This is a genomic window from Dyella monticola, from assembly GCF_003363155.1.
Classification (GTDB): Bacteria; Pseudomonadota; Gammaproteobacteria; order Xanthomonadales; family Rhodanobacteraceae; genus Dyella_B; species Dyella_B monticola.
Window position 1 is genome coordinate 213,972 of sequence record NZ_QRBE01000009.1, and the last position, 12,265, is coordinate 226,236.

Here is a 12,265-nt window from a genome sequence, read left to right on the forward strand (position 1 = left end):
TTGCAAGGGAGGGTTGGGAATGGATCAGACGCGTGCCATAGAAATGTCTGGCGTGTGTCCAGCCTCTCCCCACCTTCCTGCAAGCAGGGAGAGCGCCCTATTCAACACATGTGACGAAAGAGCCTTACAACCAGCCGCGGTAGTGGCGCATGTAAGCCACCTTTACGACCTGCGTCAGCGCGCAATACGCCACTACCGTGACAGCCAGCCAACCGTAGTAACTGCTGGGCAGTTCCAGCATCCCCAGCTTCAGGCCGATCCCGGTATAGGGAATCACCATGCCGATCACGATGATCGCCGTGGTCAGCGCCAGCACTGGCGCCGCCGCGATGCTTTGCAGGAACGGAATCCTGCGCGTGCGGATCATATGCACCACCAGCGTCTGCGTAAGCAGGCTCTCGATAAACCAGCCGGACTGGAACAGCGACTGGTGCGCTTCGCTGTTGGCGCCGAACACGAACCACAACAAGGCAAACGTGGTGATGTCGAAGATCGAGCTGGTCGGGCCGATCCAGGTCATGAAGCGGCCGATGTCGCTGGCATCCCACTTGCGCGGCTTGCGCAGGTACTCCTCGTCCATGCGGTCAAACGGGATCGACAGCTGCGAGATGTCGTACAGCAGGTTCAACACCAGCACCTGCAGCGGCAGCATCGGCAGGAACGGCAGGAAGAAGCTCGCCACCACCATGCTCAGCACATTGCCGAAGTTGGAACTGGCGGTCATCTTGATGTACTTGATGATGTTGCCGAAGGTAATGCGCCCTTCGAGCACACCTTCTTCCAGCACCATCAGGTTCTTTTCCAGCAAGATGATGTCGGCCGATTCCTTGGCGATATCGGTGGCGGTATCCACCGAAATACCGACGTCCGCTTCGCGCAATGCCGGCGCATCGTTGATGCCGTCGCCAAGGAAGCCCACCGTGTGGCCCTGGCGTCGCAGCGACGTCACCACGCGTGCCTTTTGCAGCGGCGACATCTTGGCGAACACCGTCGTACGCCTTACCAACTCATCGAGCGCGTCATCATCCAGCGGCTCGATATCGCGGCCCTGCGCGGAATGTTCCACATTCAGCCCGACTTCGCGGCAGATTTTGCGCGTTACCGCTTCGTTGTCGCCGGTGATCACCTTCACTTCCACACCGTGGTGATGAAGCGCGGCAATCGCGGTCGCGGCGGTATCCTTCGGCGGATCGAGGAAGGCCAGGCAACCGATCGCGGTCAGTGCGGCCTCATCGGCCACGCCATAGGCACGGTTGCTCGGCGCCTGCTGCTTGATCGCCACCACCAGCACGCGCAGGCCATCCTCGTTGAGATCGCGCGTCATGGCTTTGATCTCGCGGCGACGTTCGTCCGTCATCGGCACGATGTCCTCGCCACGGCGCTCGGTCGAACAGATGGACAGCATTTCTTCCACCGCGCCCTTGCACACCAGCAGGTGATGCCCGTCGCCGTTGGCGAGCACCACCGACATGCGGCGACGCTGGAAGTCGAACGGGATTTCATCCACCACGCGATAGCGCGCCACGATCGGTTCTAGATCGCGATGCGCCAGCACGGCCTTGTCCATCAGGTTTTTCAGACCGGTCTGGAAGTGGCTGTTGAGATAACCGTATTCCAGCGCGTCATCCGAATCCTCGCCGTCCAGGTCGAGGTGGCGTTCCAGCACGATCTTGTCCAGCGTCAGCGTGCCGGTCTTGTCGGTGCACAGCACGTCCATGGCGCCGAAGTTCTGGATCGCATTCAGGCGCTTGACCACCACTTTGCGGCGGGACATCGCCATCGCGCCTTTGGCGAGGTTGGCGGTCACGATCAGCGGCAACATTTCCGGTGTGAGGCCCACGGCCACGGACAGCGCAAACATCAGCGCATCCAGGAAGCCGTGCTTGTACCACTGGATGCCGAGCACCACCGGCACCATCACCAGCATGAAGCGGATCAACAGCCAGCTCACGCTGCGCACGCCGCGATCGAAGCTGGTCTGCACGCGTTCGCCGACGATGCTGCTGGCCAGCGAGCCCAGATACGTGCGCGGCCCCGTCGCTACGGCCACCGCCGTCGCCGTGCCGCTGACCACGTTGGTGCCCATATAGCAGACCGTGGGCAGATCCAGCGGATTGCCCTTCTGCACACCGTGCTCGCCACCTTCCACCACATGCGCCTGGGCGGGACCGGCCTTTTCCACCGGCAGCGATTCGCCGGTGAGGATGGCCTGGCTGATGAACAGGTCCTTGGCAGTGAGCAGGCGCAGGTCCGCGGGCACCATGTCGCCCGCCGCCAGATGCACGATATCGCCTACCACCAGCTCGTTCACCGGCACTTCGATGCGTTCACTGTGACCGTCGGAGGCGCGGCGCGTCACCGTGGCGGTGTTGCGCACCATCGCCTTGAGCTTTTCCGCCGCGCGCGAGGAGCGGTATTCCTGGCTGAAGCTCAGCAACACGCTGATGCCCACCATCACGGCGATGATGATCGGGCCGGACAGATCGTCCGGCGTCACGAACACCTGGACCACCGCCAAGATCACCAGCACCACGATGAAAGGATTGTTGAAGGCTCGCAGGAGCTGGAGCGTCCAGTGCGGCGGCTTCTCGTGGGCAGCCTCATTCACGCCGTCGCGTTCGAGGCGTTCGGTGATCTGTTCTTCATCTAGACCAGCCGTGCTGGTGTCCAGGCTGCTCAGCAGGGCGTCGTTCTCGCGGAACGCATCCTGCGCAGCTGCCACGTGCTGGGGTGCCGCCGTCTTGGCCTTGGCCGCCTGGGTGACTCGGTTCATCATCTCGCGCTTCCGTGGAATCAAGGTGTTGCGTGGCCGGAAGCGAGCTTTTTGGGAAGCGTCGTCTCCGCTACGGCAATCCGCGGCCAGGGACATGCCCCGCGGATCGGCATGCCGACCCTGGCGGAGGCCACCCCTTGTGCAACCGAGGATGGTGCGTCGAATGACGCATTAGTGACTTGATACCAGCTGAAGATGACGGGACGTACGCGACGCGTCGGCGCCACGCTCGGCCGGCTGCCGCGGGGAGAGCGGCTGCGGCACGGTAACGGTAAAACGGGGGCGCACGGCCTGACGGCGGCCGGCCAAGGACAACCGGCCCGCGGTGCGAACACGGAAGAAATCGCGAAGGAGCTTCATTGGCCCATCTCCTCTATATACGGTGCTCGCGGCACCGTTAGGAGCGGGCCGGACTTCCCTAGTCGAGGAAAGCGCCGGCCAACCGCTGGCGGTTGCCGCAAACGATCAGCTTGTTATGCAATGCCGGCACCCGATGCTCGCGGATGTCGACGTTGCGACTAGGGTAAACGTCCATATGCCTTGGTTAGTTCGGACAGAGGCCCGGCCGGTCAAACTGCGCCGGTGGGCGCGGGAATTGTCATGCTGCGGTGCAAGGATGTCAACCCTTTGCAATGCATTTATTCATGCTGGATGCGAGCGCGTGAACCGGATGGGAAACCCCTTCAGTGGTGCCACACCACATCCCCGTCGACGGCATAGAGGTGGCAGTTCTGATGCTTCGCACTGCAGTCGGCCATCGCGGCCGCAACGGGATCCAGGCCTCGCGCTGAGGCAGCCCAGCCACCATCCGGTGCAATCGCAAACGCGCGCGGCCTGACCATCGCGAGAAATTTTTCGTAGCCCAGTCGCCCTGAAGGCGTCAAATAAGGCACGGCATTTTCATCGCTCAGATTCGCAAAATGGGTCGGCGCCGGCGTGGGTGTCGGCCGCGTCCACACCACTTCGTTGTCCACTGCGTAAAGGCGGCAACCCAATGTGATCCGCTGGCAGCGTCGCATCGCCAACAGTATCGGATCGAATCCTCCCGATGCTTCCCCTGCCCCGTGCACGCCGATGGCCAGCGCGCGCGGCAAGGGTTGGCTCAGAAAGTGCTGGTAATAGGCCATGCCTTTGCCGTTGGGGACGGCATTGAGATAAGGCAGCGCCTGAAGATCATTCAAGTCCGCGTAATGACTCGGCGGGGGCGAAGGCTGAGGCAAGTACTCGGGATAGAGAAACTTGTTCGGCAATCCGTGGCGCCCGAGAAAAGCGTCGAGCTTTGGCGTCCATATCGGCAACCCTTCTGCCGAACCCAGCAAATTGTGGGAATTGATGCCGAATCTTCCGTATGCCACCAGTTCGGCCGGAGCACCTGCGGCGACATAGCGATCGTACATAGCGTGCCAGACAGGCGTTGCGAACACTTCATCGTTATCGCCGAAAAACCAGATCGACGGCGTGGTGACTTCATCACCCAGCAAACCCGCGGCCTCAATCAACGCTTTATCGTTGTCGCGGCAACTCGACGCCTTCATTCCTCCGGCAAAACTCACCAGCGCCTTGACACCGGGAATTTTCAACGCACCCACTGCAAGGGTGTTCCAACCGCCAAAGCTTTGCCCCGCCACCAGGATGCGCGAACCATCGATATACGGCTGTTGCTTCATGTAATCGATCGCGGCGCGGATATCCTTGGCGTTATCAATACCCGTCGCCAGGTGATCGCAGCCATGCGATGTGAGATGGCCTTCCGATCCCGCGTAACCGCGCATCATCGGCAGCGCTACGGCGTAACCGCGTGACAGAAAGTAGTAGCTGGAAAAGGAAAGGCGATACCTGGGCTGCTGCGCCGGCGGAACATCACCACTGGAACCATGATTCATGATCGCCAGCGGAAACGGCCCGAAACCCTCCGGCGTGAAAATCGTCATGACCAGCGTCACGGGATGATCGGGATCACCAGGTATCCGCACGACCTGCTCGTGCAATAGTACAGCGTCGGGTGCTTTGTCTGCGTCGGGCGAATCTTGTGCGCGGATGTTATTGGCGATTGCAAGAAGCACCAAGCAAGCAGCTATCAAAACAGCTGTGACGCGCATACGAAACACCTTCCCCTGCAATAAACATTGAAGCAAACCATCGATTTAAAGGTTACAAAACGAATACCTTTTTGGTATTCAGTTTATCGTTGTCCCAGAAGTTCATATCCGCATATTTCATAAAAATGTCTGGCGGCAAAATGGTCGATCGCTTCTCGAGCTCGACCTTTCGCCTCACTGTATGAAGATTGGGCATGCCAAGCCTCTGATCGAACTGCTCCTCCTGATATTCAACGTTTTTGAAATCATGCATGAACGGTTCAAGACCAAGTTGCTCGTAAATGCCACCGATGGTTGTCGCAGGCTCGGTAACCAGTGACTCATAACGGACGACAATGAGTTTAACGGCATGCTCGCCAAACCAAGCCTCACGCAGCGAGCCCCATGGCAGTCCGATCAAACCGCGTTCGGAGTCCATAACATCCTTGATCCGCCCATAGACATTGCGAGTGTCCTTGCCGTGAAAAATTCCCGAAACGTGGGTTGGATTGCGACGAATCATCTTTTCGACGCTGTCGATCACCCACGGTACATCGCGAACACAACAAATTATCTTTGCGCTGGGAAACAGTGCATCCAATAATGAAAGCTTAGCCGTCCAGGTGCGATTCGTATCGAAAATGACCTTGCCGCCTACAAGGTCATCGTGATGATAAGCCTCGAACAGACTTCTCAATACATGATGTCGACGCTCATCGGTAAAGAAGGGAGCGTATTCACTCGCGCCGCTCATTTTCGGCAGCACCGCTCCTAAAAGCGTAGCCGCTGGTCCACTCATGCCTGCGCTGAAACGCGGATTTTGACGAAGAATGGCTGAAAGCAACGTTGATCCGGATCGAGGAAGACCTGATATGAAATGAATGGAAGAACCCTTGTTCACCACAACTTTCCCCATCAATTGGATAAGCGTGCCCGCATGGCTTTCGGCATGCGGGCACGCTGGACTTATTTATGCTCCGTGCAAGACAGCATGAGCAGCTGCTTGCAGATGCGCCTGATACAGATACGCATCATTGAACGTCGGCGTGTACTCACTTACCGCAACCCCTTCCACATCAAACCCACTCATCGCCTGCACCAGCTGATGGGTCTGTGCCACTGTGGGATGGGCCTCAGATGACATTTGACCATACAAGCTCTGGATGTCCGCCGTGTCAGTCCCGCTCAAGGTTTGATTGCCGGTACCCAGCACTGCATTCATGATCGACTCGGCGATGTCGTTATCTGCCAGACCCAACGCGTGGCCAATCTCATGCAGAACGACCTGCTCAAACGTGGCATCGGTATTAGCGTATGCCAATTGGCCGCCCGCATTGGTCGTTAGGGCCGCTTGGCTGGGATCTTCAAGCTCGACTTGAGCCCCGGTGAGTTGACCGTTATTGCTGTTGTACTTGGTCAGTCCAATCTCGTTCGTGCTCGACGGATTCAGATCGCTGAAGCCTACTTCGATATCCGCTTTGCCACCGGGCGCCACTTCATCGAAGTTCAAGCCCGAAGCCTTGGCCCAGGCCTGGAATGCTTGCTCGACCGCCGCCTGTTCTGCCGCATTGGTGATCCCGCTGCTGATGCCATTCCCAGCGCCGGCAAAGCTCCATGTGATGGTCTTGTCGGTCCACTTGGCACCTTCGTATACGCTGTCTGAGTGCTCCGCACGCGCAATTTCTGCAGCGCTCGGGCTTTTGTTCTTCCATTTCGTCAAGCCATAGCCGTAATAGCCCGCGCCAGGATCGCTGTAACCGCCGCTGCCACTGGGATCGTCCCAGTTGGAGCCCGAATCGCCCGATCCGCTGACGTTGTCCCCGCTGTTGGAGCCGTCGAACGTGATGTCACTGTCGGAAGCATCCACGGTGTCATCGGTACCCGTGAGGGTGAAGTCATCGCCATCCGAACCGATGACCTTGTCGTCCGATCCATCGATGATGACGTTATCGTCGCCTGATACATCGATGGTCGCGTGACTGATATCCAGCGTATCACCGTCTCCGCTCAGCGACACATCGTCATCCGTGCCCGAAAGCAGGTCATTGTTGCCATCAAGGGTAATGGCACCCTGGGTTCCCATGTCTACATCGTCGCCACTGCCATTGATGCTGAACTTGTCATCGGCTTCGCCATAGATCGTGCTTGACGACACGTCAAACACATCACCCGTGTCGTTGGCAGCGGTGCTTATCGTGCTGCCCGCCCCAGCAAAGGACATCGTGTCGTTGTCGCCATTGACGACGGTGGTACTGTCTTGCCCATTGGTGAAAACGTCACCCGATCCGTTGACACTGAATTGGTCATCGGCTTGGCCATGGATTGTGCTCGATGACACGTCAAACACGTCGCCTGTGTCGTTGGCGGCCGCGCTTATCGTGCTGCCCGCCCCCACATAAGACATCGTGTCATTGTCGCCATTGACGACAGTGGTGCTGTCCTGCCCATTGGTGAAGACGTCACCCGTTCCGTTAATACTGAACTGATCGTCGGCTTCGCCGTAGATCGTACTCGACGATACGTCAAACACGTCCCCCGTGTCGTTGGCAGCGGTGCTTATCGTACTATCCGCACCCACATACGACATCGTGTCGTTGTCGCCGTTGACGACGGTGGTGCTGCCCTGCCCATTAGTGAAAACGTCGCCCGTTCCGTTGATGCTGAACTGATCGTCGGCTTCGCCGTAGATCGTGCTCGACGATACGTCAAACACGTCCCCCGTGTCGTTGGCAGCGGTGCTTATCGTACTATCCGCACCCACATACGACATCGTGTCATTGTCGCCATTGACGACGGTGGTGCTGCCCTGCCCATTGGTGAACACGTCGCCCGTTCCGTTGATGCTGAACTGATCGTCGGCTTCGCCGTAGATCGTGCTCGACGACACGTCAAACACGTCCCCCGTGTCATTGGCAGCGGCGCTTATCGTGCTGCCCGCCCCCACATAGGACATCGTGTCGTTGTCGCCATTGACGACGGTGGTGCTGTCCTGCCCATTGGTGAAGACGTCGCCCGTTCCGTTGATGCTGAACTGATCGTCGGCTTCGCCGTAGATCGTGCTCGACGACACGTCAAACACGTCCCCCGTGTCGTTGACGGCAGTGCTTATCGTGCTGCCTGCAGCATCGACCGAGTCATTGTCGCCATGAAGGCTGACTGTGACGCCTGCATTGCACGTCAATGAATTGTTATTGCCCGTTATGCTGGCACTACTGTCCGTGCCATCCAGGCTCATGCTATTACTAGTCGAAGTAATGCTTTCATTCTCTCCCGTCACCGTCAGCGACGAGTTGCTGCTGGTATCAAGATCAAAGATGTCATTGGAGCCAGTGATCGCGCCGGTGAATTGACCGGCTGCGCCATCGAGCGTGAAGCCCGAACCACTGAGCGTTTCGCTCGTATCACCCGCACTGGTGTCTACCGTGTCGCCGTTCGTGGCCAAGGTCAGCGATTGATCCGTGCCACCGAGACTAATTGTGTCGACACCAGTCACCGTAGCTTGGGTACCCGAGCCTACTAGATCAACCAGGTTGCCAGTCGACGATACCGATTCATCTGTGCCGCTGAGGGTCAGGCTGGAACTACTATTCGAGGTCAGGTTGACCGTATTGCCCGTGCCTTCGACAGTACCGGCGAAATCGCCTCCAGCGTTAATCAGCGTTTGCTCGCCATCAAAAACATTTTCGGTGTCATTGGCTGAATCATTGATCGTTCCACTTGTCGAATCGATCAGATTATTATTTCCCAATAGTGTTGCGGTCGCGCCCGAATCGCTTGTCAGCGTGTCACCGCTACCCACCAAGTCGGCGGTGGAACCTGCTTCGAGGGTGATTTCTGTGTCGTCAGTCGCATTGATCGTGTCGCTGCCACTGCTATTGGTGATCTGAATTGTATCGCCCGCGCCACCGTTGATCGTGTTTCCACCGTCATTTGACGTATCGATCAGAGTTGAACCGCCATCCATATTGACGGTGTTGTCGCTCCCTTGAATCGTCGCCGTCGATCCGCTCCCGGGTGTGACAGTGTTGTTTGATCCGGCGATTGTCATTACTGTGCCTGCAGCACCAACGATTGTGGCCGAAGACAGATCAACTATTGCCCCCGTACCACTGATCAATGCACTAACCGCACCGGAGGCTGCCGTCGTCACCGCATCCGAGTAGATGGTGTCGCCATCCTGATCGACGTCGCTTTGCGTATCCACCGATGCCCGACCCGGCTGAGGCGCTGGCTGATTGTCTTGAATCATGATGGATGGATTCGAGCCGTCGGCATTTCCCAATTGGCCCGGCTGTAACAGGCTAAACGTGGAAGACTGGCCGCTACCCGTGTCATTAATGACCAGCGGCGAAGACAGATTCAAACTGGTCTGCCCAGTTTGGGTATTGAAATTGTTCTGGATCAGGACGTCGTCCGCTTGCGGGACCGTAAGTGGCGCCGATGGATTGCTGGTGTTATAGAGCAACCCGTCACTGGCATAGTTAAGATTAAGGGGTTGCCCATTGGACTGGGACGCCATATAGGCAACGAGACCTGGGCTGTAATATTCGTTGTAGTCGTTTTGGGGAAGTCCCGTATCGCCGCCCGTGTTTCCTCCCGACGAGGGCATCAGGCCGACCAACTGATTAGCCGTCGAATCGATGGACGTCTGGCTTGTATCAACCAACCCGGTGAAGGGATCCAACACCACACCATTTCTCGGGTTGCCACTCGTATCGAACAAAAGCGTCGTGTAAGGATCCACTTGTTCGTATTGCTGGATCACATCCGGTGTTAAGCTCGTTATGGGTGGATTTTGATTAGCCATCCATGCCGAGATATTGGTGTTAAACCCCGTAATGATCGCCCCTGCTTCGTTTTCGTTATTAATCAACTGCCCACTCTGAAGAAGACTGTCTTCAGTTGTTGACGTTGAGGAGGAGCCAGAAAAGAAGCTTTGGACCGACGACTTCCAATTCGCGAGATTACTGCTCAAGGTTGACGCATAATCTACGTGATAATCTTCGTGCGAGATGAGATCTCCTATCTCGTAGGGATTCGTGACCGCGTTGGCACCATTGGTGGGGTAAATATAGTTGGCACCTATCTCGATGTTGGACTGCAATACCTGGTTACCGTTAACGGCCGCCGTGCCTACCTGCGTCGCATCGCTTGCCGAACTATTTGGCATCCAATCGAATCCATTTAGGGTGCCATTGGCCGCACTGTTATTCAGCTGATTGACTAGCCCAGGATTCTGATTCAACGCGGTTACAAGATTCATATAGAAGGTCGAACCCTGCGGATCATTTGCGACACTTTCCTGGAAGTTGCTCAAAATAGTGTTCAATTGATCATTCGCGCCCAAAACAAGCGTTGTGCCGGCCATATACACTCCAAGTTGTAATAAAATGAAATCTTAAGGCTCTCTCGGAATAGAGAGACCTACCGCCAGAAATGTTGCTTTCCTACCAGCACGCTATAGATGCAATCCCGACTGTAATGCACGATGGCTTGATATGATCCATTTGGACTAGCCATCTTTACCATCGTCATATTTTCGTCGTACCCGCCGGACCAGCCCTTTTTTCTCAGATCGTCAAATACCTTTTTCGTTGCCAAACAGGGGTTTTTACCGGACTGGTCGCCACCCATACCCTTAAAATCAATCCCTAATGAAGATGACGACTCATTTCCATCCGTCTCGCTCGTCAAGTCAGCGGTGAGCAACCAATCTTTCCCCTGATGTGTTCTATAAGACATTCCGTTGTTGCGCGTTGGATTGCCACCCTTGAATTTCATGTGGAAAGCGTTCTCGAAATCGCCCTGAGTCACGTAACCGCCTTTGCGCGATATCAAAACAACGAACTTGCTCCAAACATCGTTTATCTGCGTCTGTCTTGGTATCACAGGCCACTTGATTTGCTCACTATCCTGACAAAAGCCAGCCAGGAAGTAACTACACGAAGTAGCCACTATCATTGCCATACACCAATGCTTTAAAAAGCTGGTTTTCATTTTATTTCCAGCGAGCTAATACTCAGATCGATCGGAAGTGTGTTTTGGGCACATCGCTCTCACTATGCAGGCACGTCGGAGTTTTCACGCTCCATGCAAGACAGCATGAGTACCGGCTTGCAGATGTGCCTGATACAGATACGCATCATTGGACGTCGGCGTGTACTCACTTACCGCCACCCCTTCCACATCAAACGCACTCATCGCCTGCACCAGCTGATGGGTCTGTGCCACCGTGGGATGGGCGTCAGATGACATTTGGCCATACAGGCTCTGGATATCCGCCGTGTCAGTCCCGCTCAAGGTTTGATTGCCGGTACCCAGCACTGCGTTCATGATCGACCCGGCGATGTCGTTGTCCGCCAGGCCCAGCGCGTGGCCAATCTCATGCAATGCCACCTGCTCAAACGTGGCGTTGGTATTGGCATACGCCAGCTGACCGCTCGCATTGGTCGTTAGCGATGCCTGATTCGGGTCTTCCAACTCAACCTTCGCACTCGTTAACGTGCCGCCTTGATTGCTATAGGTCGTCAGGCCGATTTGGTTGGTGCTTGCGGTGTCGAGGTCATTGAAGCCTACCTCGATGTTTGCTTTCGCGCCGGGCGCCAACTCCACGAAGTTCAAGCCGGAGGCTTTTGCCCAGGCTTGGAAGGCTTGCTCAACCGCCTGCTGCTCGGCCGTACCGGTAATCGCATCGCTGAAACCACCCGAAGCGCTTCCAAAGCTCCACGTGACTGTCTTATCGGCCCACTTGGCGCCTTCGTACACGCTATCGGAGTGGTCGGCTTTGGCGACTTCCGCTGCGGAGGGGTTCTTTTTCTTCCACTTCGTCAAACCATAGCCGTAACCGCCACCGTAACCGCCCCCGCCGCTATAGCCGCCATAACCACCCTCGTCATCGATGTCGTCAGGGTCCGGTGCTGCCCATCCCGCGCCGGTGTCGTCAGTGCCGGTAACATCATCACCCGTGTTGGTTCCGCTGAAGCTGACGGCGCTATAGGTTGCCGAAACGTCGTCGTCGGTGCCCGTCACGGTGAACGTGTCATCCGAACCGCCATAAATCTTGTCATTCGAGCCGTTAATCGTTACGTCGTCGCCACTGGTTAAGTCAATCGTGGCGTTGCTGATGTCGATGACGTTGCCTTGCCCATCCACCGACACCGTACCGGTTGTTGTCGCGCTGACCGCGTCATCGCTACCTACCAGATTGATGGACGCACCTTGATCAAGTGTAATGGCCTGGTCATTCGACGCATTTACCGTATCGGAGTAGCCATTGTTGTTACCGATCTCCAGCGTCGTCCCTGTGCCGAGGTCGATCGTATTGTCGCCCGAGGTACCATCGCTGATCAGACTGGCTCCCGCATCGACATCGATCGTGCTGTAATCGTTGGACAGCGTGGCGCTGTCGCCACCA

Annotated in this window: 7 protein-coding genes; all 7 read right to left on the minus strand. The window is 56.8% G+C overall.

The genetic code is table 11. The features are described from left to right. Positions 1–124 precede the first annotated feature (124 nt). Positions 125–2,773 (minus strand): magnesium-translocating P-type ATPase, encoded by a 2,649-nt coding sequence (mgtA, locus tag DWU98_RS15280; protein WP_425480233.1) that lies wholly within the window; start codon positions 2,771–2,773, stop codon positions 125–127. Positions 2,774–2,944: 171 nt separating this feature from the next. Beyond that, complete coding sequence (locus DWU98_RS15285; RefSeq protein WP_115496418.1) at positions 2,945–3,133, minus strand: hypothetical protein; 189 nt, start codon at positions 3,131–3,133, stop codon at positions 2,945–2,947. A gap of 323 nt (positions 3,134–3,456) precedes the next feature. Continuing rightward, the gene (locus DWU98_RS15290; protein ID WP_158545070.1) at positions 3,457–4,746 is read right to left on the minus strand and encodes an alpha/beta hydrolase family protein; all 1,290 of its coding nucleotides are present in this window, start codon (positions 4,744–4,746) and stop codon (positions 3,457–3,459) included. Between the two features lie 178 nt (positions 4,747–4,924). Continuing rightward, positions 4,925–5,752 (minus strand): sulfotransferase family protein, encoded by an 828-nt coding sequence (locus DWU98_RS15295; protein WP_158545071.1) that lies wholly within the window; start codon positions 5,750–5,752, stop codon positions 4,925–4,927. A gap of 69 nt (positions 5,753–5,821) precedes the next feature. Beyond that, a complete protein-coding gene (locus DWU98_RS15300) occupies positions 5,822–10,219 on the minus strand; it encodes a beta strand repeat-containing protein (RefSeq protein WP_115496421.1) in 4,398 nt (1,465 codons plus the stop codon). A gap of 56 nt (positions 10,220–10,275) precedes the next feature. After that, positions 10,276–10,848 carry a hypothetical protein gene (locus tag DWU98_RS15305; protein WP_147293336.1) on the minus strand — a complete coding sequence of 191 codons (573 nt, stop codon included), beginning with the start codon at positions 10,846–10,848 and terminating at the stop codon, positions 10,276–10,278. Between the two features lie 84 nt (positions 10,849–10,932). Beyond that, positions 10,933–12,265, minus strand: a 1,333-nt coding sequence (locus DWU98_RS15310) for a matrixin family metalloprotease (protein ID WP_147293337.1), incomplete at its 5' end; no start/stop codon positions are given.

Bases quoted from the DNA above. Each gene is read 5' to 3' on its own strand.
- mgtA (WP_425480233.1), bottom strand. From the start codon at position 2,773: ATGAACCGAGTCACCCAGGCGGCCAAGGCCAAGACGGCGGCACCCCAG.
- DWU98_RS15285 (WP_115496418.1), bottom strand. From the start codon at position 3,133: ATGAAGCTCCTTCGCGATTTCTTCCGTGTTCGCACCGCGGGCCGGTTG.
- DWU98_RS15300 (WP_115496421.1), bottom strand. From the start codon at position 10,219: ATGGCCGGCACAACGCTTGTTTTGGGCGCGAATGATCAATTGAACACT.
- DWU98_RS15305 (WP_147293336.1), bottom strand. From the start codon at position 10,848: ATGAAAACCAGCTTTTTAAAGCATTGGTGTATGGCAATGATAGTGGCT.